Here is a 20,544-nt window from a genome sequence, read left to right as displayed (position 1 = left end):
TACGCCATCACTACACTGTTAATCATAGTGATGACAAGCTGGCTGCGAGTTCTGGCCTTACCGAACTTGCGCGACCTTACAAGGAGGCAGGATGATGAATAAGATAATGCACCTAGGGGGGGGCGCGATGCTTGCAACTTTGCTGACAAGCCTCGTCTCCGCTCCTGCCCATGGCAACGAGCCGCTTGAAAATCCCATTCCCAGGTCAATCCCAGAAGGCCGTGTCCCCATCGCACTCGAAGCGGTGGCCGAGGGTCTGACGGCCCCTAATTGGGGAATGGCGGTACCAGGCTGCGCCAACCTGCAAAACCGTCTCGTGGTCACGGACCAAGACGGGATTCTCTGGGCGATCCAGGTGACAACAGGCGACAAGCGCGTGTTGCTCGATGTTAGCGATCGATTAGTCTCTCTCGGCGTGGCGGGTCCAGGTACCTTTGATGAGCGGGGTTTTCTAGGCGTGGCCTTCCATCCCGAATTTGCAGATAACGGTCTTCTCTACACCTATACCTCAGAGCCGGTGGATGGTCCGGCGGATTTCTCCACCCTACCCCCAGGGGAGACAGCCAATCACCAGAGCGTGGTACTTGAATGGCAAATCCCTGAGCCCTGCGAGCCAAATTCGGTCGTCGATCCCACCACGGCTCGGGAATTGCTTCGTATTGATGAACCTCAATTTAACCACGACGCCGGTGCCCTGAACTTTGGAATGGACGGGAAGCTCTATATTTCGCTCGGTGACGGGGGCGCTGCCGATGACCAGGGGGTAGGTCATGTGCCTGGAGGCAACGGTCAGGACCCTAGCAATATTCTCGGCACCTTGATCCGGATCGATCCCGATGGAGCAAACTCAGCCAACGGCCAATACGGTATCCCCGCTGATAATCCCTTTGTCGGCCAGCCGGGTTTTCTCGACGAGATTTTCGCCTATGGCTTTCGTAATCCCTTCCGCTTTTCCTTCGATTCCCGCACGGGGGAGCTGTGGATTGCGGATGTGGGGCAAAATGATATCGAAGAAATTGATGTGGGCATTGCCGGCGGCAATTACGGCTGGCGCTTGAAAGAGGGGTCGTTCTGTTTTGACCCCAACGGCAATGATTCTGGCTTTGTCTTTGAATGCCAACCGGAGGATGTGCCTGCTGATCTTATCGACCCGATCGCCGAATACGACCACGACGAGGGCACCGCTGTCATCGGTGGCTTCGTGTATGGTGGTATTGAGCTGCCCTCACTCCGGGGGCGATATGTGTTCGGGGACTTGTTCGATCCCGCCAGCGGCAGTGGCCGACTTTTCTACCTGGAAAGGAATCCCCGAATCTTTAAGTTCCCCTCTGTATTTGGTGATTTTTCCGATTCTCCCAGCGGCAGTGGCCGGCTTTTCCCTCTTGAAAAGAATCGCCGAATCTTTGAGTTCCCGCTGGCTAATCAGGAGAACCTGGGTCTGTCGCTGCTCGGCTTTGGCCAGGATGCCTTCGGCGAGTTGTATGTCCTCGCCAACATGACCGGCACGCCTTTCGGCGACACGGGTGTTGTGCTCAAGATCGCTCGGGACCGGGGCCAAATCCCAGCCCGCTTTTCAGCTCACTTGAGCGGAGATGAAGAAGTCCCGCCAGTGGATACGCAGGCCCAGGGGCAAGCCCTTTTCACAGTGAACCAAGCGGCGACCAAACTGACCTTCAAGCTCATCGTTGCCAACATCGAGGAGGTGATTGCAGCGCATATTCATTGTGCGCCCCAGGGCGTGAACGGTCCCATTGGCGTGACGCTCTTTAGTGGTGGCCCGGTGACTGTCAACGGCATTTTAGCAGAAGGGACCCTCACCACACCCGATGCCGGTAATGCCTGTGCTTGGGACGACATAGCGGATGTCGAGGCTGCCATGGGCAACGGCGGTGCCTACGTCAATGTCCATACCTTAGCTCATCCGGCGGGTGAGATCCGGGGACAGATCCGCTGATCAACTGAACGCTATTTTGTGGTTATGGGATATTCCTGGGAAGGGAAGCCCATCAAGCAGCGAGTGGGGATGTGTTCGACCTTCGGCCACGCCATCGCTACAATCGACTCCTTTGTCCTTGGTATTGGGCTTAAAGGTATCGTTTAAAAAAACTTGTGGTCCTGCGTAAGAATTCCTCGCGCAAGGGGGAAGGTTTATCGCAATCAGGCACGAGACGAACACCCTGCGTATGTCCACGGCCTGGCAATAACCACAGTTGGGTATTGGGTCCACCGGCTTGGTTTAAACGGCGTGCATGGTCGGGGGGAAGAATTTCATCCTCTTGTCCATGTATCAACAAGAGTGGGCGCTGTTGTATTTTACGGACTGCCTGCAAAGGCATAGCCTTATCAATATCAAAGCCATACACGACTCTGCCCATCAGTTCAAATCCTGGGGCGAACATGACACCCCATTCTGAAGGCAAGCCTGTCTGGCGCTCCAATTCACCGCCAACTACATCAAAGAGATTCGCATAAGCGCTGTCAGCAATCACTGCTTTGATCGCCTCAATGTCGGCTGCGGCAAACAAAGCCACTACCGCGCCATAAGAAGTGCCATGAAGCCCGATACTTCCCGGCGGGATAGCCGCCTCGGTTTGCAAGTAATCAACTATCGCTTGAATGTCGTGACGCTCATGCAGACCCAACCCAATATGTTCACCACCGGAACCACCGTGGGCCCTTAAATCGAACAGGAAAACCTGAAAACCGGATGCCTGATAAGCGCGTACGACATCCGGCGTCTGACAGTCCCAAGCATTAGAATGGATTCCATGTACCAATATAATCGCTCGAGACTGGTTGGCGGGCACCAACCAACCACGCAAGCGGATATGGTCTTTTGAAGTTTCCACCCAGACAGATTTGGTGTTGGGAAAACCCAATTGCACCGGAGTTTGTGTCATCGGCTTATGTTCGGGAGTGAGCAATAAGTGTAGCACCGCCCAGGAACTACCAAGATACCCGGGCAACACCGATGCGACAATAATAAGTACTCCCCTCTTGAACCCCATCATAGCACCTCCATTGCACTCGGCACGGGCGAGTAAATGCCCGCAAGTCCTATTCCTGCCACTCACAAAACTGCTCGCCGGTGAAGAGCCGCTTTCTCTTGCGTTTAGGCCGGGAAAAAGGCTATAAGACCCCACCTATCGGTACCATAAAGTCAATCTCCAATTTTTGGTATAGCAGATAAAAAACCTCTTACTCCAACCCCGTCGGTTCTTTCCTCTCACATCTTTTTTTTCTTCAACATTTTTGCAAAACCCATCCCCATCATACCTGCACCTCCCTGCACCCAGCCGCCATCCACCGGCAACACGGCACCAGTGATATAGCTGGCACAGTCCGAGGCGAGAAACAGGCAGGCATGGGCGATGTCATCAGGTGTGCCCATGCGCTTGAGCGGAACTGAGTCGATAACTGCCTGACGAGCTGATTCCGTAGGGGCCAAACGCCGCATACCCTCGGTGCCATCGGTGGGGCCAGGAACTACAGCGTTGACGCGTACCCCTTGTTCGCCCCATTCCAGCGCCAAGGTACGGGTGATCATATCCACCCCAGCCTTGGCAGCACAGACATGGGATTGGGCCGCCATGGGAATCAGCGCCTGCGGAGCGGAGATATTGATTACCACGGCGCCCGGCTTTTGCAGCAGCGGATAGACAGCTTGCATGACATGAAAGGTGCCTAATAAGTCGATCTCCACCACTGAGCGAAATCCATTGGCAGACATATCGGTTGCCAGCGCGGGAAAGTTGCCCGCGGCACCAGAAATCACCACTGTCAGATCGCCCCAGGCATGATGCACCCGCGCAACGCCGGCATTGACCGCTTCGGGATCACGCACGTCAGCAGCAAACCCCATCGCCTCTGCTCCCATGGCTTGCAGGGCAGCGACTGTATCATCCACTTTTGCCTGCGTGCGGCTGGCTACAGCCACCCGGGCTCCGACGTGAGCAAAAGCTTCGGCAATGCCCCGGTTAATACCGCGGGTGCCGCCAGCGACAAAGACGTTTTTCCCGGAAAAATCATACCAGGGCTGCATAAGGACACCTCATATAGAACTAGAACGGGTTTTAATCTCTGCACAACCTGCATTTCCCCCGCCCAGGCTGTACTCTTCAAACAAACCAACGCCGCGAGAGCACCTGCCGAATTGCGCTCTGGGGCACGATTACCGGAATATTTACTTGCATCGAGAGAAATCCGGCGCGCGCTTTTCGAAAAAGGCAGTTACCGCTTCATTGTGCTCAGGGGATTGCAAACACTCGGCAAAGGCAGCAAATTCCGCGGTCATGGCCATATCGATCCCCGGTTGCTGGCTTTGTTTCAGCAGCGCTTTGCTACGCTGCAGGGCGGCAGGGGGTTGGCTGGCCAATCGTGCTATCTGGTTATCCACCAGGGCATCCAGCGCTTCCTCGGACACAACGGCATTAATGAGCCCTAGCGCCGCAGCCTGCTCTGCGCTGAACGCCTCTCCCAACAGCAGTAATTCGGCGGCCTTGGCATGCCCCAACCAACGCGGCAACAAATAGCTGGCGGCATATTCGGGACAGAGGCCAAGATTAACGAAGGGTAGCTGCAGTTGCGCACCCTGGGCGGCGTAAACCAGATCGCAGTGGAATAGCAATGTGGTGCCTATACCCACCGCAGGGCCGCGCACCGACGCCACTACTGGCTTACGGCAATGCTGCAAGGCACGCATAAACCGAACTACCGGATGATTCTCATGGATCGTCGATGCCTGCCTGAAATCCTTCAAGTCATTGCCGCTAGTAAAACAACCAGCAGTGCCATAAATCAGAACCACCCGCACATCATCAGTGTCGTCTGCCTGTTCCAGGGCATCCGCTGCGGCGGTGTACATGGCCAGTGTCAAAGCGTTTTTATATTCTGGCCGGTGAAACCCGATAGTGAGCAATAGTTGTCTCTGCCCCACCAACAACTGAGGACAATCACTGTGAATCACTATCCTGTCCCTTCCGGAGTACTCATCAATTTGTGGTCTCCTGATCTTCAATGAAACCAGGATTTCTCACTGCCTGACTGATTAGCTTAGAGTCTTTATTTTGAAATGTCGACGATTTTTGCCGTGCTAAATCTTGCGCAGTTTGAATGTCGTAAACCCTAAGCGGCAATAAACAATATTTGATCCTTAAACTGACCCTTAAACTTCAAGTCAAAGTTTTAAGGTCAGTATCATAGCCCCAATTACAACCAGCATAATACCCAGCAACTGCCATACAGCGAACAGCTGTTCTAGAAACACCCCCTCGAGTACAACAGTGACAACAGGCGATATGCTCACCATGGCTGCCGCCAATCCCGCTTTCTTGATAGCCATAGCCCGATAAAACGCAAAAATACCAAGTGATGTAGCGGCACCTCCAAGCACTGCCCAGTACCACCCATGCTTGATTGCACCCAATGCCTCCAAATTTGTTAATGGCAAGATCATGAGAAGAAACAGTAATCCAAAAACGAACCGACCCGCTGTTATGTCACTTGGATTAAGCGCTGACATCGTGCGTTTGGCATAGACATCGCAAAAACCCATGATGGGCAGTGTCGCAAGCAATAACCAAAATCCGAGATTGAATGAGACATGACCTTCCTCAGTATTCACAAGAAGGATTCCCACGCTCATGATAACGATGAGTAGGTAGTGCAGGGCGCGTAGTCGTTCATCCAATATCCACCAGGCAAACAACGTTGTTGCTATGGGGTACATTGCTTGAAAAACCGCCCGGTTAGTAGCAGTGGTAACTGTAAGAGCTCCTGCATTCATCAACACCACTAAGCCCGAACTCAGTACACCAATTAGGGCCAGATCAAATAGCGCCCAGCTAAAACCAGGGAGGGGGAATCGTCGCTCACTGAAATACCTATTCAAAACCACTGCCGCCATAGCAGCAGCCACTGCGCTAGTCAGTGCTAATGCAAATGCACTCATTCCCTCGGCAATGGCGATTTTCTTGAAGAAAGGCATGGCTCCTAGAGCCGCCACAGCGATGGCTATATTGAAGTAGAATTTTTTATCTGTATTCACGATCCATCCTTTGGTTAATCAGGGTTGATGATACCCAATATCCGTTTCTCTCTAAGGCAATAGTAGCAACATCTCGCAAACTCACAGGATTGCCCGAAAAAAGTGGATCATGAGCCGAATATGGCCGTAAACCACAAGTGCCAATAAGCAAGATTTTATTCCAAGAATCTGTCTTCAGCCGCATAAAAAACATGATTTTTGAACACTACCCTAATCCTAATTACTATCTATACTTAAGTCAGGAGCCAAGATTTTGCTGAAAATACGGATTATTAACGCGATTTTCTTTATTATCTAAATAATGAAACAAAAGCTAAGCAGTAACTAGAGTTTTTTCACATGTCGGTTTCGAACCACGACATGGAAAAAATTTTTTTAGCACAAATGGGGCTTTTTATATCAATAGATTGTTGTCGCTTGTCGAGGGAGAAAGTCGAGTTTAGTAAAGGAACAACTCAGATAGGAGCAAGACAATGAATCTGAAAAGGCCGGTTATCCATGGATTCCTCGTTATGGGGCTCATTACTGGGGTCGGATCTATTACGATCGCCGATGATGATAATAAGCGACCTTCGCAAGAACAGATTGAGTTCGCTAAACGGATGAGTGATCTCCTACTCGCCACATTATTTGCGGCGCTGACGCAGGAGTTCGACGAAACCACTGTGCACAATGTAGAGGAAGGCAAGCTATCCATCTCGCTGATATTCAATAACCAGAACAAGGATATGCGGTTAGTTGGCACTTTCGATCCGCTCCAGGAAAATAATCTTCCTCAGGATGCCTTTGAACGTACTGCGCTTAAGCTTGCGCTAACAGGACAATCTCATACTGCCATCCAGCGGGTGCAATGGTATGACGATGGCGACCCATGGTACGAGGATCAATGGTACGACGACAACAGCCAATGGTACCGCAAAAAAGGGTCAAGTCTTGTTTATCGCTATTTGCACCAGGCCGAACCTAACGACATAAGAACCGCTCCATAACTCTTACCTTGCTTTGGCGTTTAACGTTATATCTTCTCACCATGATCAAGAGCTTCCGTTGCCAAGAGAGCCAACGCTCGTTTGAAACGGGTAAATCCCGCCAGTGGCAAACATCCGCCCCGTGGTGGAACAAAAACTGGCCCAACTGAACGCGGTGCGGGAACTGCGGGACTTAGCCTCCCCTCCTGGGGCAATTAACTGGAAGCATTGGATAGCGACCGAGCCGGACAACATAGCCTCCGTATCAACAAGCAATGGCGGGGGTGCTTTCGCTGGACGGATGAGGGTCCGGAAGATATTGAAATTGTGGATGACCACCGACGGATTTGCCCCCTAGCTGCATAAGGTCTGGCGAGTTGAGAAAGATTATAATTTTTAATTTTATTTTTAAATCTGGCGGGCTGTTATTAACCTCACCCGGACCAACCATGCATTTCATTTTAATTTGGCTGTCCTTAATATGATCGCTTACGATCGAGGGCACCACCATCGCTGTATAAAACTGTCTAACCTTCTCTATAATTTATTTATAAGCGATGCGAACGTACCTATCCCATGCTGATACGGTTGGGTATTGATATGGAGACAGAGAACCCACATGCTTTCAGATAACCGTACAAGCAGAATGAGTGTTATTCTGATTCTTGCAGCAGACTTGGCTATTGTTTCTACAGGCTGTGCTAGAGATGTCCACATGCCCAACGACGGGGCCATCCATACCGAGGAGGCCATTGGCACGGTGGATTTCCAGGCCTCCTGCGACGATGCCGTGCAAAATGATTTTGACCATGCCCTAGGGCTGCTGCATCACATGATGTATGTACAAGCGCGGGAGGCTTTCAAAGAAATTACCGAAACCGACCCCAATTGCGCCATAGCCTACTGGGGCATCGCCACTAGCCTGTTTCAGCCGTTGTGGGGCACGCGTCCGAGCCAGGAAGAACTCCACCGGGGCTGGCTTAAGATAGAAAAGGCCGAAGCCCTGGTCGACGACGAGCGGGAATATTATCTCATTAAGGCGACTAAAGCGTTTTTCCAAGATCCCGAAAGCGAGGATTTTCGAGGCCGTATCCACCGATGGATCCAAGGCATGGAAGCGGCCTACCACGCTAATCCGGGTGATTTGGATACGGCGGCCCTCTATGCATTGTCCCGGTTGACATTAGCGCAGCAGGTCGAGGAGCGCGATCCGCTGCATGAGGAAGCCGAAGGCATTCTTCGAGCGATCTACGAGAAAATACCTACTCACCCCGGCGCGATTCACTACACCATTCATGCCACCGACGCCAAAGGCCGTGCCAAAAATGCGCTGGACATGGTAGCAGCCTATGGAGAAATCGCCCCGGAAGTCCCCCATGCTCTCCATATGCCTTCGCATATTTATGTGCGTTTAGGCGACTGGCCCAAGGTGATCAACTGGAATCGGCGTTCGGCCGATGCGGCATTGAAAGACACGGTTAATGGCGCGGTTTCGCACCATTATCTTCACGCTATGGATTACCTGCTGTATGCCCACCTCCAGCAGGGCGAGGACGACAAGGCCCGGACGGTTTTAAATGAAGCTATAGCCAAGGATCCGCACCAGGCATCTTTTGTCAGTGCGTTCCACTCTGCTGCCATGCCGGCACGTTATGTTGTCGAACGACGCCAGTGGAACGAAGCTACCGGTCTTGAACCCCGGACCCCAAAGTACCTGCCATGGGACGAGTCGCTGTGGGCGGAAGGTTTGACCTGGTATGCCCGCGGTCTGGGCAGTGTATATACGGATAACCAGAAGACGGCCCGGCAGGCCGAAGAACGGCTTGAAGCGCTTCGTGACCAGGCCAAAGAAGCAGGGGACAAGAGTTTTGCAACCTATATCGAAGTTGATCGGCGGATTCTCGCCGGCTGGATTGCATGGCATGAAGACGCCTTCGACAATGCCGTGGCGCTGATGCGCTCGGCCGCCGAGTTGGAAGCCAGTGTGGAAAAGCATCCTGTAACACCGGGTGCCCTGTTGCCACCGAACGAGGCCTTGGGCCATCTGCTGATGGACCTGGGCCGTCCGGCGGAGGCGCTTGAGGCTTACCGGATCTCCGAAGAAATGCGGCCGGGACGTTACCACACGCTGCTGGGCGCAGCTCGCGCCGCAGCCGCGGCCGGTGACCAAAATGCTGCCCGGACCTATTATCACCGGGTGCTTGAGATCACGCTGGATTCACAACGCCCGGGCGTGGTTGAAGCAAGACAATTTCTCGGCAGATCGTGTCTGGGGGAGGACCCCCCCAAACCCCGGGGTCTACTTAGCCGAGAATGGCTGTAAATTTATATTTCTACTGGACTATCCTCCTTCTATCCGACTTTCGCTACTTAAACCCCCACTTCTCCCACTGCCGAGAACCTAATACCATTCTATTTGCATGCTTTAGAAGCTGTTTTCCACAATCCAGGCAGCGGCAATCTGGAATGGAAAAAAATAAAGGAAAGCTGAACTGGCCCGGCGACTGGGATGGCATCTGCCTCAAGTGGATCGACTCTTCGATCTTAGGCATGCCTCGTGCCTGGATCAAATCGAAGCGGCGGCGCGGGCGCTTGGCCGGAATATCGAGGTGCGGGTGAGGTAGCCGACCCCGCCGTGTGAACAGCGGAGCCGTCTGAGTGTCAGTGCTGCAAGTGCGCTTTAATCTGGAAGATACTCCATGTCCTGCACCTGCTCCCAACTCCAGCCCGTTTCCTCAAAGGTGGCGGGGAAGACATCCTCTTCCAAGCCTGTCTCCCGTGCGGCGGCAACCACTGCGACCAAATAAGCATCTTCTCCAAGTTCAGACAATCGCGGCTTTAGGCTCAGGCTTTTTTTGAGGCGGATCTTTATTTTCAGCCGCTGCTCTTTGAGGATTAGTTGCCAACTCCGGCCTCTGTAGTTCGGCTGGTACTTCCACTTGAGTAAGTGCATCAGTAGCACGGTCAAACGGTTCTCTAGCTCGTTGCGCTCACTGCCCCCCATCTCTTCTAATTCCTCGATAAGATCCTCCATATTCACCTCGCTAAACTTGCCCTGACGCAACTTCTCAATAGTCTCTTGGGTCCAGGCATAATAGTCTTGGGTAGGATTTGTCATCATCCCTCCAGTCAGTGTTTACTCATTCATATTTGGTAAATGATTTCACAAGTGCATCTATTATGTTAGCCCCGCCACATCGGCAGCGAGGCCGGAGTGGAGAGCTTCTAGTTATCCTCGGCTTGGCCCAGCAGTTTCTCGCGCATCACCAGCCAATCCGGGCGAGGCGGCACAGCCTGTTTCAGCTCCGCCATCCATTCCTTGGCCAAATGAGGAGTCCACGGGGTACCCCCGCCGATGATCTCCCGGCAAAGAATCTCCCGTTGCTTGGCGCGGTAGGCCAAGTAACCGTCCAGGTCCTGACTCAGCCATTCTAGTTCCGCCAGCGCCAAGGGCAGCTGGTCCGGGCGCATGTCCTCGATGTGGCGAAGATTGAGTTTTACCCGCAGGCGGTTGCGGACCCATTGTTGGCCGCTCTCGCCGCAGTCACGGGACACCGCGCTGCCCAAGGCCCGGTCAATGGCGTGATTGAGTTCCTGGCGTTGGGCGTGAGAGATACGGGGTTCGGGCTCGTAGTAAGGGGCGTCATCCTTGCCAATGTACTCGCCTTCCAGAACCACCCGTTCCAGGAGTTCCCCCACCAGGGTCATGGCCTTGGGGATTTGCTCCAGGGTGAGGGCTTCCACACTGTCCACGCCCATTTTCAGGTTGATGATGCTGTGGGCGTCTTCATAGGTCAGGGGCCTACCCTTGGCGTGGGAGACGCTGACCAAACGGCACATGGCTTTGATGAGGGGTTCGCGTTGTTCTTTGGTGGTGAGGCGGGGTGGTTCGGGTTGGGTGGCTTCGGCTTTGCGGGTGAAGTAAAACGCTTCCAGTTGGTCTTGCACTTCCCAGGCTTTATCCGTGCCTAGCATTTTGGCATGGCGCACGGTGCCCCGTTCGGTCCAGAGCATCAGAGCGCGTGTTTTTCTGGAGATTTGTGAATAGAAATTTTCTACTTGCAAAGAAAATTCCCTTAAATCTTGGCCAGTTATCTTAAAATGATGAACACCTTCAATAAAGCGGTCAGTATTATTTTTGAAGTTTTGGCGGATTTGGTGTTCTTCAACGCCATACACCGACGCCAGTAATTCAGTGGTGATGACTGGTTGGCTTTTCCAGCAGATTAAGGGAAGGGTTTTGACGGTTTGAGCACGAGAATTCATAGCGGTCTCCGGGCGTTTGGGTAGGAACCGCCACCCCCTGTCAATAGGGTGACGGGCCACAACGGGTTGACAGACCGGAGCACCCGGTGTCCGGCAGACCCAGAGGTCTCCCGAAGTGGCCCGCCATAGGTAATCTTGCGGGCATAAAAAAACGCACCCAACGGATGTTGATGGCGCGTTTGCGCCGGGCTTTTGTTCGGGCTGTCAACCCCGGCAACGGATTTTGCCGTTGCGCTCTTAAAGCTAGTGGAAAGGGAGGGGGTTGTCAATTACCTTGGAGGGTTAAGGATAATGGTAGGGTGCCGATAGGCTACTGATAGATTTTGCTAGGGAGGAAATGTTAGACCAATTCCATGAATCAAGATCGTAGATTTGTTGCCCATATCGACATTCTGGGAATGCCAGCAATCGTGAAAAAGGATGCCGACAAGGCTTGGAGTATGCTTTCTGATTTAGTAACCGTAAGAGATCGGATTGGAAACTATGAAATAGAGTTCCTCCACCCCAATGAAAGAGTGATGCCCTCAAAAGCCATTCGATCTACTACATTCTCAGACACGATCATCTTATTCACAAAAGGGGACACGGACACTGAGTTACGCTGTATGGTTATAGCTGTGACCGAAATTTTCCATAAGGCTATGCGCCGGTTAGGGCGGGATTAGCCTGGGATAGGTTCTTTTTTAACCTAGACCGATCAATGCTGCCGGCCCAGCACTCATTGAAGCATATTGTGTTGGAGAATCCGCACAATGGCTAGGCATCACACTTGCCGAGTCATTTCAGGAAAAAGCCAAAAACTTAGCGATGAAGAGCGGCAATAGCAACGTAATTATAGAATGGCCTGTTCCATTAAAGGCTGAGGTAAAGCATCGTTTCATAGTGAACTGGCCTGCAGTGGTGGCGCGTGACTTCAAGGTTAGCCCACCCATCTCAGTCCCACAGTTCTAGCAGGGATTCGAGAGTACCTTCGGACCTTTCGAGCAATTACCAGATGAAGTGCAAGCCAAATATAAGAGCACGGTCAAATTCGTAAATGAACAGTTGTCTAGGCATGATCAGGCCTAAACCAATTCATAAAGCCAACGCACACTCCGCTGTACTGTATTCGCGTGTCTTATAAGCAACGTTAAATCCTCTAATGGAGAATAAAGTGCTAGATTACATAATGAATAATAAAGAATGGATCTTCAGTGGTATCGGCGTTGCAGTCATATCGTGGGTTTCATTTCGAAAATCATCAAACACAAAGATGACACAAAAAAGCGGCGACAATTCAACAAATATTCAAGTTGGTGGCAGCATTAACGTCTCGAATAAGAAGGATAGTGGTGATAAGTAAGAAGACACAAGAGTCAGGCGATAAATCTATAAATATGCAAGCGGAGAACATAACTGTAAATACAGGCCTGTCAATTTCTCATGTTAAGGAAATCGCGCTAGAAGTGTTCGAAGGCAATTTCTACAAACTTGCTGGCGTGGCCAAAGAAACCGCCGATCAACGAGCGAAAGAGATTACGGAGCAGTTTCTGGGAGAGCTTTCAGAGAAGAATCCAGATAGCTTAAAAGCATCTGAAGACCCTGATTTCCAATATTCTCTGTTTCAAGTACAAAAAGAATATGCTCGCTCTGGAGACAAAGAGCTAGGAGATATTCTGGTTGATATATTAGTTGATCGTTCGAAGGAAGAAGAAAGAAGCCTGCTCCAAATAGTACTAAATGAATCTTTATCAATAGCACCGAAATTGAATGGCACGCAGCTTGATATACTGGCATGTTGTTTTAATCTCGCATATGCCAAAAGAGTCAACATCGCTAACCCGCAGATGTTTGCTGATCACTTGAACGATGCTGTACTAGTATTTGCAGATGCCGTCGGCGAAATGGACTCAAACTACAGACATCTAGAGTATGTTGGATGTGCTGGGATAAGGGCAGGCTCTAGGGATATTGTGAAAATATTAATGCAAAACTATAAGGCCGTATTTTGTAAAGGTTTTGAGAGAGAGCAGCTAAGCGATATTGCAGAAGAAAGCCCAAATATTTGGAACGTTATTATCCCATGTCCGCACAACGTCAATCTTGTTCAGGCTAGAGGAATGGATGATGACATAATCAAAACTCTTTGCGAGCAGCAGGCTATCTCGGATGAAAATACCAACAAATTAATCCAGATAAATAATGGCCAGATGATGAACAAGCAAGAGGCAACTGACTATCTGAAGTCAATATCCCCCAAGTTCGAGAAATTTCTTGAAGACATGAAAAAATCATCATTCAAAAGTCTTGACCTGACTAGTGTGGGCATTGCAATAGCTCATGCGCATTCTCGAAAAAAGGTAGGATTTGATGCGGATTTATCAATCTGGATTTAACAAGGCCTTCCAGTAAATACCAAGGGGTCAAGCCTGGCCTATTGCTGACTAAATAACAAAGGGATCAAGTCTTGTCTTTTACAACCTCAATATCAAGTTCCCAGAGAAGCACTGAACAAAGCTAGACTCTTTACCTGTGCAGGCTCCAAGGTGTGCCCGCCCCGCTATACCCCAACCTGGTTGCAAGTAGAAGTCGGAAAGGAAGGGAGTTGTCAAGCAGAGGGTTGCGCTCCTTCAAAGATCCTCCGGTCTTAGCCCCGTCTTTTTTGCTATTCGAGCCAACATTCGGGGGCCAATTTCCTCTCGGTCGTGAAAGGCGAAGACGAAATCGGGATATCCTTCCCGGGATAGCGTTCGGTGTGAGCCCGAAAAGCGTTTGACCACCCAACCTATGCGCTCCAGGGCAGCCAGGACGCGTCGTGCTCGTGTACTCGGCCACTGACTCATACAGCGGCAAACGTGATCTGGATCGGCTCCACCGGATGCTCGCCCGCCTCGATCTGATCGGCGAGCACTCGGAGCGCCAGCGCTTCCACTTGGAGGATAGCCGTATCACGAGTCTCGCCATACATCATCACTCCAGGAAGTTCGATGACTTCGGCTATCCACCGGCCATCCTCTTCTTGCTCCGTCTCGATGGTGAACTTCATAGATGCCTCCGCAGTAAAAACAAAAAGCAGGTGACCGCCAACTCACCGCTTGTAAACCTCCCGGCGGTTGCCAATCCGCACCACCAGAATCAGCAATTCGCTATCCTGAATGTCGGCGATAATGCAATAATCACCGACACGGTATTTCCAGAACTCGCCCAGCTTCGCGCCCTTGAGGGGATCGCCGACACTACGTGGGCCGTCCAGCTTGGCGGTCCGATCATTCAATTCGTTCCGCTATCTGTTTATCCAGTCCGTGCAGGTTTTTTTGCGCTAGTCCCGACAACTCAATCCGCCAGGCCATATTGCTTCATGACGTCTTCCAGAAGCACGGGGATGCTGCGATCCGCACGAACTTCTTCTAGCTCACGCTCGGCCAAGTACACGTCTTCCAGATCGTCAATGTACTCCAGGAATGGCTTGGCGGGCGTAAAAGGTTTTGGTGCGTCCGGTAGCAGCGGCCAGCGCCTCCAAGCGTTCCTCTATCTCCTTGGGGAGTCGGATAGTCAACATGGACCTCCAAACAGTCGATTGCTATACGCAGCATCAAGGGGTCTACCATTGGATTTTTCCACTTGGGAGTTTGTCCGCTCTACCGGATACTCGCCTGCCTGATAAGAAGTTTCAAGCTCCGTCGTTCAGAGCTAGCGGAAAGTGGGGAGGGTTGTCAACGAAGCGCCGAATTAATATACATCAGCTTTCATTTCGGCTCAGGAATAGCGCGGCCTAACGCTTGAGCCGTTTCGATCCACTCCTGGATGACCGTTTCAGCATTGGCAACGGCTTCTTGATAAGTGGAGCCATCGGCCCGACAACCGGGCAGCTCTGGCACTTCCACTGGTGAAGATATGATGATCGCCCTTATTTTTTTCATCGAATCCGAGACGCCTGAGGAGCTGGCATCATTCTGAGAAGAAGTTAATACCCGCATTCGAATGACCACTCAGAAGTTTCTGTCGAAGCTTGCCATATTTTCCCAAGAATTAAATTCCCGTCATGAGCAGCAAAAACAGCACGGCAACCGATAACGCCAGGTTAAAGCCGAGCATCCACTGGAGCAGCCGCTGAGTGCCCTTGACCTCCATGATTTGCTTGTCGGTGTCATTGAAGCGGCGATCCATCTCCCGCTCCAAATCATGGAACCTGTCGCCATAGCCGGTAAGCGCTTCCGCCGCGCTTCGGGCGCTTTCCTCGCTGACCCCCGCTTCCTTGAAAGCCGTGTACACCTCTTGGACAATAACCGTCATCACACACCTACCGAATTATACAAAAAAAATCAATTACTTGCCTTCAGTCTGGAAAACAGTCCTCAGCTAACACTTGCTCCAAGGTCCAGCCGGTTTCTGAGAATGTAGAGGGAAAGGCTCTTTTATTCATGTTGGTCTCTTCCACGGCTTTCTGGATACCTCTTTGGTAAGCCTTCTCTAGGTAGGCCGGAAGCTCAGGCCTAAGGCTAGGGTTATCCTCCAGCAAGTCGTCAAGGTCGCTTCGTTGCCCGTTGATAGTCCCTTCCCAGCTATAGCTACGCGCATCGGGTTGATATTGCCATTTGAGCAAATGCGCCAGCAATACCGCTAATCTATTTTTAAGCTCCCTCCTTTCACTTTTTGCCCTATCCTCCAGTTCCTCAGCCACTTGCTCCAGCTCCTGCGGGGTTAATAGACCCGCTCTAGCCCGTTGGGCAGCGTTCAATGCCCAAGCATGGAAGTCCTGTTCAGGGGAAAGCTCTTGGTGTGCCATGTCTGCTCTCCTTAATCTCAAGGTATTACTTCTTACCCCAATAGTATAAGGCAATCCCTCCCGGTGGGCGTGGAGCCCCTCCAGTTGGATTTGCGGCCATACCCCGATCTACCCCAAAATCCGATAAAACTGCCTTTTCGATATCCCATAACAGCCGCATAGCTCTTCCCTATTCCGGCCATTGAAGGCATCCCGAATGGCGGCATTGCGCCGTTACCGGTCCAGTTTGGGCACATACAGCTCGCTGCCCCCCGCCAGGGTGAACAAATTCTCGGCGATCCGCTCGGCCAGGGGCAGGGCGACGTTCTCGTTCAAGTCGAAGGCCTGGCCGATGGCGGCGGTGAGGATGTTTCGCAGCTCCACGGCGGCGGCGTCTTGGGTGTTGTCGGTTCTCATGGGCGTTCCTGTTTTAGTTAGAGTTTGCTGTTCCAATCGGAGGTCCCTAGGGGAGAAGTCACCGGACGGGGCGCGGGTCTTCTGGGTCGATGGGCTGGCTTGGCTGGCGTGGGGTTCCTGCCCTCGAGGGTGTTTTGGCGCTGCTAGCCCTGAATGAGCCGCTAGTAGCGGTCCCAATCGGCGTGGGTGGTCCGGTGGAGGCGCAGTTCCGGATGATGGGCGGCGGCGAAGCTGTAGACCCAGGTATCCAGGGGTTCGTTACGTACATTGCGCTTGAGCTCAAAGCGGTTTTTGGCCGGATTGTAGGTCTCTGAGATCAGGCCCGGGAAGAATTCCGGCGGCAGTTGGCTGGAGAGGTGGCAAAGGCCGTTGCTCTGGTTCTTTCTCGGTGCCCCGGGACAGGCGGGCATAGAACCAGTGCTTGGCGGCGACGGTGCCCACCTGGTAGAGCATCACCCCCCGCTTGTCATAGCGGCCCCGCCAGTCCACATCGGCCATGGTGGGCTTGCCCAGAACCGGGGCGATGTTGGCACTAGCCCCTTTGATGGCCATGGGGCGGGCGATGCGCCGGTCCCGGACGGAGGACTTGATCGCTTCGGTGCGGTGGCCGCCCAGGTCGGTGGCGGTGGCGAGCACCTGAAGAAGCGCGCCGTTGTCGTGTTCGATAGGTCGGTTGAGGAGATCGGTGAGGGCGGTCCAGACCTCTTCTTCTGCCGGATCGCCGTAGAAGGCGGCGTAGTCCAGCACTCAGAAGCGCAGCTTGCGGCCCCAGCCGATGATGACCGCTTCCAGACGATTTCTTGGGTGTCCACCCCGGCGGTGACCGCCAGGACGCCTTCGGGGGCCGTGCGCAGGGGGTAGGGTTGAGCCCGTTCGGCGATGGCGTTGTGACGGAGCAGGCGGATAATGGGATCTTCCAAGGTTTCGGCCAGGCGGTCGAAGGTTTTAAGCCGGGCGGGATCGTCCTGGACTTCCAGCCCGTTTTGGGCTAATTGTTTCCAGGTGGGGCCGAGGCCCACGGGATAGTAGAGGCAATTAACCGTATAGCCCCGCCGCCAGTGGCCGGGATTTTCCGGGACCCAACGGGCGTGGGCGAGCATTTGGGGCTTGTGGCTTTCGTCGATGAGGGCGCCGCAGTCCCGGCAGACGTAGGCGACGCTAATGATCTTTTTCTTGCTCTCGTCGGTGAGCCATTGCAGGCCCTTCCACTCCAGGGGCTGCTGGTGGCCGCAGTGGGGGCACGGCACGTAGGGACGGCGCTGGTCGCTGTCTTGGTATTTTTCGTCAATTCGGAAGAGCCCCAGGATCGTGGGCGTGCCGATGTAGAGCTTTTTGGCAACGGAGATGAAGGCGGAGACCCGCCCCTCAAGGAGGGCGGCGAATTCGTCCAGCTCGTCGACGATGAGCAGCTTGACGCAGGTGGACTTGAGCCGGGCGGGGCTGCCGGCGTGTTCCAGGTAGAGTTGGCCACCAGCGAATGATGTGGCATGAACTATGATGATAGGCTGCAGGCCATTTTCTTGGGTGCTCTAGGAGGTCTTATGCTGAGGACTAATACCAATTTAGCAAAAGGATGCAATTTATTAAGATCATAAGTGGTTGTTTATACTCATCATTATACAATGCAAAGTTACATGAAATTGGTATCATGTGCTCCAGGAACTCGGAGGCTGGGAAAGTGCAGAGATGGTTCGCCGCTATGGTCATCTTGGCGCGCATCATTTTGCAGAGTACGCCGAGAAGCTTTCTCAACCGCGCCTTATGGACCCGGAGGGCACAAATCTGGCACAAGGAGAGATTGAGAAGGGAAGCAAAAGTGCCTAACTATTTGTTTTAAATGGTGGGCCGTGAAGGATTCGAACCTTCGACACACGGATTAAAAGTCCGGTGCTCTACCAACTGAGCTAACGGCCCCCGGGATAGGATAAGCGTGTAATTTTACCTGAGTTGCCGAGAATCTCAAACCATCATTTTTAATAATAACGGGTAGGATCAGGCACGCCGGCTTCCTGAAAACCCTGTTTGCGGAACCGGCAAGAATCACAAACCCCACAAGCACGCCCGGTTTCATCTGCCTGATAGCAGGAAACCGTGGGGGAATAATCAATACCTAGGCGAATGCCTTCCCGGATAATCTCAGCCTTGGAAAGATGAATTAGGGGCGCTTGAATACGAAACTGCTGCCCTTCCAGGCCTGCGCGGGTGGCAAGGTTAGCCAGGTGCTCAAAAGCTTCAACAAATGCCGGGCGGCAATCAGGATAACCGGAGTAGTCCACCGCATTAATGCCAATAAAAATATCCTGGGCTCCTAGTACCTCAGCCCAGCCTAGGGCGAAGGCCAAAAATACCGTATTCCGCGCCGGCACGTAGGTGACCGGAATGGTCTCTGTGGACGCCTCCGGCACGGCAATACTAGGATCCGTCAGCGCAGAGCCTCCCATACCCCCCAGATCAATGGTGACAAGTTTGTGCTCAACGGCCCCTAACAAGCGGGAAATTTCGGCGGCCGCCTGAAGTTCGGCCCGGTGCCGCTGGCCATAATCAAAGCTCATCGCATAACAAGCAAACTTCTGCTCCTGGGCGATAGCCAGTACCGTAGCTGAATCCAGACCTCCAGAGACTAGAACCACCGCTTTAGGGGAGCTCATCGTCCAGGTTCCTCTCCCCAGAGATATTTATGTAACTGAATTTGCATCCTCACTGGCAAGCGGTCTTCCAGTATCCACTCAGCCAGATCGGTGGGGCTCAGCTGTTCATAACTGGGGGAAAATAGTACCTCGCAACGTTCAGCCAGGCGATGACGCTCAAGGGTCGCCTTAGCCCACTCGTAATCATGGCGGTCACAGAGCACCAACTTTACCTGGTCCTGGGGTGAAAGATAATCAAGATTAGTAGCGGAGTTCCGTGCTTCTTCCCCTGATCCCGGGGTCTTTAGATCCATAACCTTGACTACCCGCGGATCAACGGCGGAGATATCCAACGCCCCGCTGGTCTCTAAAGAGACCTCATACCCGGTATCACAGAGTCGGGTTAAAAGTTCCAGGCAGGCCGGTTGAGCCAAAGGTTCACCACCGGTCACTGTCACATGGCGAGCGCTGAATTCGGCGACAGTGGCGAGAATCTCATCTAAATCCATCCAAGTCCCGCCCTGAAAGGCATATTCAGTATCGCAGTAATGGCAGCGGAGGGGGCAGCCGGTTAAACGCACGAATACCGTCGGCCAACCCACGCTGCGGGATTCCCCCTGGAGGGAGTGAAAAATTTCAGTGATACGTAGACGCTTCATAGCAACCGCATCAGGGGAGGCGGTAACTCCACCATGGCAATAGAATTAACGATGACCCTCGCGCTTCATTTTTTCAAGGCGCTCTTCGGCCAAGCGGCTAACGGTCGAAGCAGGATAGCGGGCCATCACTTCCTGAAGCTGCGCTTTCGCTTGCTCCCACTGCTCTAATTCGTAATAAGCCAGCCCTTGTTTGAGCATTGCATCAGGAACTTTAGCGCTTTCCGGGTATTGTTCCACCAGGGCCTGAAGGGCCTCAGCAGCAGCGCTAAAATCCTGCAGCATATAATAGGCCTCTCCCAGCCAGTACTGGGCATTAGGCCGATAACGACTTTCTGGATACTGCTGGGGAAACTGGCGAAATGCCGCAATCGCCTCTTCATAGCGCCCTTCCTTGAGCAATTTCAAGGCAGCCTGATAGGCCTGCTCTCCAGAATCAGGGACTGGCTCCACCGCACCAGCCTCTGTCATTTCTCCAGAGGAAACGGGGGATAAGCTCTCCTTGGAGGTGCTTAGCTTTTGTAATCGCCGGTCCAAATCCAAATACAATTCCCGCTGCTGTTCCTTGAGATTATCAATCTCATACCCGAGTTCTTCATTTTTCCCCTGAAGTCGCCGTACCTCACCCTCTAGCTGTTCTAGCTGCAACAACAACTCAGACAATCCCTGCCCTTGGACGATCCGTTCTAGGCGCTGGAGGCGTTGCTCCAACTCGGCCATATCAACCACCTCGGCCACTTCCACTTCAGCCCCAGACACAGCCGATACCTGGAGCAGCAGACTCCCTGCCAATAGCCAGTGGCTCCGGCACGACGCCATC

The 20,544-nt window shown here is 52.7% G+C and carries 25 protein-coding genes, 1 tRNA gene and 1 pseudogene; 6 read left to right on the top strand and 21 right to left on the bottom strand.

The features are described from left to right. Positions 1-91: 91 nt before the first annotated feature. The gene (locus tag E3U44_RS05450) at positions 92-1,954 is read left to right on the top strand and encodes a PQQ-dependent sugar dehydrogenase (RefSeq protein WP_240761736.1); all 1,863 of its coding nucleotides are present in this window, start codon (positions 92-94) and stop codon (positions 1,952-1,954) included. A gap of 130 nt (positions 1,955-2,084) precedes the next feature. On the opposite strand, the gene E3U44_RS05445 is transcribed toward E3U44_RS05450, so the two are convergent. The 4 genes from E3U44_RS05445 to E3U44_RS05430 form a co-directional block, all read right to left on the bottom strand. After that, entirely contained in the window at positions 2,085-3,011 is a 927-nt protein-coding gene (locus tag E3U44_RS05445; protein WP_134357020.1) for an alpha/beta hydrolase, read from the bottom strand. A 215-nt stretch (positions 3,012-3,226) separates the two neighbouring features. Beyond that, positions 3,227-4,042 carry an SDR family oxidoreductase gene (locus E3U44_RS05440; protein ID WP_134357019.1) on the bottom strand — a complete coding sequence of 272 codons (816 nt, stop codon included), beginning with the start codon at positions 4,040-4,042 and terminating at the stop codon, positions 3,227-3,229. Positions 4,043-4,183: 141 nt separating this feature from the next. Beyond that, a complete protein-coding gene (locus tag E3U44_RS05435) occupies positions 4,184-4,966 on the bottom strand; it encodes an enoyl-CoA hydratase (protein ID WP_206054901.1) in 783 nt (260 codons plus the stop codon). A 210-nt stretch (positions 4,967-5,176) separates the two neighbouring features. Next, positions 5,177-6,046 (bottom strand): DMT family transporter, encoded by an 870-nt coding sequence (locus E3U44_RS05430; RefSeq protein WP_134357018.1) that lies wholly within the window; start codon positions 6,044-6,046, stop codon positions 5,177-5,179. 473 nt (positions 6,047-6,519) lie between these two features. Here E3U44_RS05430 and E3U44_RS05425 point away from each other — a divergent pair, with 473 nt between their 5' ends. From E3U44_RS05425 to E3U44_RS05415, 3 genes are all read left to right on the top strand, one after another. Continuing rightward, positions 6,520-7,035 (top strand): hypothetical protein, encoded by a 516-nt coding sequence (locus tag E3U44_RS05425; RefSeq protein WP_134357017.1) that lies wholly within the window; start codon positions 6,520-6,522, stop codon positions 7,033-7,035. A gap of 103 nt (positions 7,036-7,138) precedes the next feature. Further along, positions 7,139-7,372 (top strand): hypothetical protein, encoded by a 234-nt coding sequence (locus E3U44_RS05420; RefSeq protein WP_338040782.1) that lies wholly within the window; start codon positions 7,139-7,141, stop codon positions 7,370-7,372. 288 nt (positions 7,373-7,660) lie between these two features. After that, positions 7,661-9,337: a tetratricopeptide repeat protein gene (locus E3U44_RS05415; RefSeq protein ID WP_240761735.1), complete on the top strand. Its 1,677-nt coding sequence runs from the start codon at positions 7,661-7,663 to the stop codon at positions 9,335-9,337. A gap of 357 nt (positions 9,338-9,694) precedes the next feature. Here the strand turns inward: E3U44_RS05415 and E3U44_RS05405 are convergent, their stop codons facing one another. Together E3U44_RS05405 and E3U44_RS05400 are read right to left on the bottom strand one after the other, a co-directional pair. Beyond that, complete coding sequence (locus E3U44_RS05405; RefSeq protein WP_134359668.1) at positions 9,695-10,132, bottom strand: DUF29 domain-containing protein; 438 nt, start codon at positions 10,130-10,132, stop codon at positions 9,695-9,697. Positions 10,133-10,239: 107 nt separating this feature from the next. Continuing rightward, positions 10,240-11,280 carry an ORF6N domain-containing protein gene (locus E3U44_RS05400; RefSeq protein WP_134357016.1) on the bottom strand — a complete coding sequence of 347 codons (1,041 nt, stop codon included), beginning with the start codon at positions 11,278-11,280 and terminating at the stop codon, positions 10,240-10,242. A 1,331-nt stretch (positions 11,281-12,611) separates the two neighbouring features. On the opposite strand from E3U44_RS05400, the gene E3U44_RS05390 reads away from it, so the two are divergent. Beyond that, complete coding sequence (locus E3U44_RS05390; protein ID WP_134357014.1) at positions 12,612-13,655, top strand: LPO_1073/Vpar_1526 family protein; 1,044 nt, start codon at positions 12,612-12,614, stop codon at positions 13,653-13,655. A 234-nt stretch (positions 13,656-13,889) separates the two neighbouring features. Here E3U44_RS05390 and E3U44_RS05385 read toward each other — a convergent pair whose 3' ends face one another. The 11 genes and pseudogenes from E3U44_RS05385 to E3U44_RS20300 all read right to left on the bottom strand — a co-directional run. Then, positions 13,890-14,102, bottom strand: coding sequence for a type II toxin-antitoxin system HicA family toxin (locus E3U44_RS05385; RefSeq protein ID WP_134357013.1), 213 nt, complete (start codon positions 14,100-14,102; stop codon positions 13,890-13,892). Continuing rightward, positions 14,099-14,305, bottom strand: a complete 207-nt coding sequence (locus E3U44_RS05380) for a type II toxin-antitoxin system HicB family antitoxin (protein WP_134357012.1) — start codon at positions 14,303-14,305, stop codon at positions 14,099-14,101. Before E3U44_RS05380 ends, E3U44_RS05385 begins: the two co-directional genes overlap by 4 nt. 42 nt (positions 14,306-14,347) lie before the next feature. After that, on the bottom strand, positions 14,348-14,533 hold the full coding sequence (locus tag E3U44_RS05375; RefSeq protein WP_338040781.1) for a type II toxin-antitoxin system RelE family toxin: 186 nt from the start codon (positions 14,531-14,533) through the stop codon (positions 14,348-14,350). A gap of 171 nt (positions 14,534-14,704) precedes the next feature. Next, positions 14,705-14,818: a type II toxin-antitoxin system RelB family antitoxin gene (gene relB / locus E3U44_RS20550; RefSeq protein ID WP_420812606.1), complete on the bottom strand. Its 114-nt coding sequence runs from the start codon at positions 14,816-14,818 to the stop codon at positions 14,705-14,707. A 187-nt stretch (positions 14,819-15,005) separates the two neighbouring features. Further along, positions 15,006-15,179, bottom strand: a complete 174-nt coding sequence (locus E3U44_RS05365) for a type II toxin-antitoxin system HicB family antitoxin (RefSeq protein WP_134357011.1) — start codon at positions 15,177-15,179, stop codon at positions 15,006-15,008. Between the two features lie 109 nt (positions 15,180-15,288). Next, a complete protein-coding gene (locus E3U44_RS05355; protein ID WP_134357010.1) occupies positions 15,289-15,552 on the bottom strand; it encodes a hypothetical protein in 264 nt (87 codons plus the stop codon). A 43-nt stretch (positions 15,553-15,595) separates the two neighbouring features. Next, positions 15,596-16,045: a DUF29 domain-containing protein gene (locus E3U44_RS05350; protein ID WP_134357009.1), complete on the bottom strand. Its 450-nt coding sequence runs from the start codon at positions 16,043-16,045 to the stop codon at positions 15,596-15,598. A 213-nt stretch (positions 16,046-16,258) separates the two neighbouring features. After that, positions 16,259-16,441, bottom strand: a complete 183-nt coding sequence (locus E3U44_RS05345) for a hypothetical protein (RefSeq protein ID WP_134357008.1) — start codon at positions 16,439-16,441, stop codon at positions 16,259-16,261. A 161-nt stretch (positions 16,442-16,602) separates the two neighbouring features. Then, positions 16,603-16,785 carry a terminase gpA endonuclease subunit gene (locus E3U44_RS20305; protein WP_276321980.1) on the bottom strand — a complete coding sequence of 61 codons (183 nt, stop codon included), beginning with the start codon at positions 16,783-16,785 and terminating at the stop codon, positions 16,603-16,605. After that, the gene (locus E3U44_RS19860) at positions 16,721-17,188 is read right to left on the bottom strand and encodes a terminase gpA endonuclease subunit (RefSeq protein ID WP_240761734.1); all 468 of its coding nucleotides are present in this window, start codon (positions 17,186-17,188) and stop codon (positions 16,721-16,723) included. The genes E3U44_RS20305 and E3U44_RS19860 overlap by 65 nt, the downstream gene beginning before the upstream one ends. A 110-nt stretch (positions 17,189-17,298) precedes the next feature. Next, positions 17,299-17,898, bottom strand: a pseudogene (locus tag E3U44_RS20300) (phage terminase large subunit family protein); the annotation flags it as partial. A gap of 193 nt (positions 17,899-18,091) precedes the next feature. On the opposite strand from E3U44_RS20300, the gene E3U44_RS19545 reads away from it, so the two are divergent. After that, positions 18,092-18,265 (top strand): hypothetical protein, encoded by a 174-nt coding sequence (locus tag E3U44_RS19545; protein WP_206054899.1) that lies wholly within the window; start codon positions 18,092-18,094, stop codon positions 18,263-18,265. Positions 18,266-18,279: 14 nt separating this feature from the next. Here E3U44_RS19545 and E3U44_RS05330 read toward each other — a convergent pair. The 4 genes from E3U44_RS05330 to ybgF form a co-directional block, all read right to left on the bottom strand. Continuing rightward, positions 18,280-18,355, bottom strand: a tRNA-Lys gene (locus E3U44_RS05330). Between the two features lie 59 nt (positions 18,356-18,414). Continuing rightward, entirely contained in the window at positions 18,415-19,089 is a 675-nt protein-coding gene (queC, locus tag E3U44_RS05325) for a 7-cyano-7-deazaguanine synthase QueC (protein WP_134357007.1), read from the bottom strand. Further along, positions 19,086-19,727, bottom strand: coding sequence for a 7-carboxy-7-deazaguanine synthase QueE (gene queE / locus E3U44_RS05320; RefSeq protein WP_134357006.1), 642 nt, complete (start codon positions 19,725-19,727; stop codon positions 19,086-19,088). Before queE ends, queC begins: the two co-directional genes overlap by 4 nt. A gap of 45 nt (positions 19,728-19,772) precedes the next feature. Further along, positions 19,773-20,543, bottom strand: coding sequence for a tol-pal system protein YbgF (gene ybgF, locus E3U44_RS05315; RefSeq protein ID WP_206054897.1), 771 nt, complete (start codon positions 20,541-20,543; stop codon positions 19,773-19,775). Between the last annotated feature and the right edge of the window lies 1 nt (position 20,544).

The organism is Nitrosococcus wardiae (genome assembly GCF_004421105.1).
GTDB classification, from domain to species: domain Bacteria; phylum Pseudomonadota; class Gammaproteobacteria; order Nitrosococcales; family Nitrosococcaceae; genus Nitrosococcus; species Nitrosococcus wardiae.
This window is presented reverse-complemented; position numbering and strand designations above follow the sequence as displayed.

Excerpts from the sequence above, each read along its gene's own strand:
- E3U44_RS05345 (WP_134357008.1), bottom strand. The coding sequence starts at position 16,441 with ATGAGAACCGACAACACCCAAGACGCCGCCGCCGTGGAGCTGCGAAAC.
- E3U44_RS05380 (WP_134357012.1), bottom strand. The coding sequence starts at position 14,305 with ATGAAGTTCACCATCGAGACGGAGCAAGAAGAGGATGGCCGGTGGATA.
- relB (WP_420812606.1), bottom strand. The coding sequence starts at position 14,818 with ATGTTGACTATCCGACTCCCCAAGGAGATAGAGGAACGCTTGGAGGCG.
- E3U44_RS05405 (WP_134359668.1), bottom strand. The coding sequence starts at position 10,132 with ATGACAAATCCTACCCAAGACTATTATGCCTGGACCCAAGAGACTATT.
- E3U44_RS05400 (WP_134357016.1), bottom strand. The coding sequence starts at position 11,280 with ATGAATTCTCGTGCTCAAACCGTCAAAACCCTTCCCTTAATCTGCTGG.
- E3U44_RS05355 (WP_134357010.1), bottom strand. The coding sequence starts at position 15,552 with ATGACGGTTATTGTCCAAGAGGTGTACACGGCTTTCAAGGAAGCGGGG.
- E3U44_RS05350 (WP_134357009.1), bottom strand. The coding sequence starts at position 16,045 with ATGGCACACCAAGAGCTTTCCCCTGAACAGGACTTCCATGCTTGGGCA.
- E3U44_RS05425 (WP_134357017.1), top strand. The coding sequence starts at position 6,520 with ATGAATCTGAAAAGGCCGGTTATCCATGGATTCCTCGTTATGGGGCTC.
- ybgF (WP_206054897.1), bottom strand. The coding sequence starts at position 20,543 with ATGGCGTCGTGCCGGAGCCACTGGCTATTGGCAGGGAGTCTGCTGCTC.
- E3U44_RS05440 (WP_134357019.1), bottom strand. The coding sequence starts at position 4,042 with ATGCAGCCCTGGTATGATTTTTCCGGGAAAAACGTCTTTGTCGCTGGC.
- E3U44_RS05365 (WP_134357011.1), bottom strand. The coding sequence starts at position 15,179 with ATGAAAAAAATAAGGGCGATCATCATATCTTCACCAGTGGAAGTGCCA.
- queC (WP_134357007.1), bottom strand. The coding sequence starts at position 19,089 with ATGAGCTCCCCTAAAGCGGTGGTTCTAGTCTCTGGAGGTCTGGATTCA.
- E3U44_RS05415 (WP_240761735.1), top strand. The coding sequence starts at position 7,661 with ATGAGTGTTATTCTGATTCTTGCAGCAGACTTGGCTATTGTTTCTACA.
- E3U44_RS05450 (WP_240761736.1), top strand. The coding sequence starts at position 92 with ATGATGAATAAGATAATGCACCTAGGGGGGGGCGCGATGCTTGCAACT.
- queE (WP_134357006.1), bottom strand. The coding sequence starts at position 19,727 with ATGAAGCGTCTACGTATCACTGAAATTTTTCACTCCCTCCAGGGGGAA.
- E3U44_RS05385 (WP_134357013.1), bottom strand. The coding sequence starts at position 14,102 with ATGAGTCAGTGGCCGAGTACACGAGCACGACGCGTCCTGGCTGCCCTG.
- E3U44_RS05445 (WP_134357020.1), bottom strand. The coding sequence starts at position 3,011 with ATGATGGGGTTCAAGAGGGGAGTACTTATTATTGTCGCATCGGTGTTG.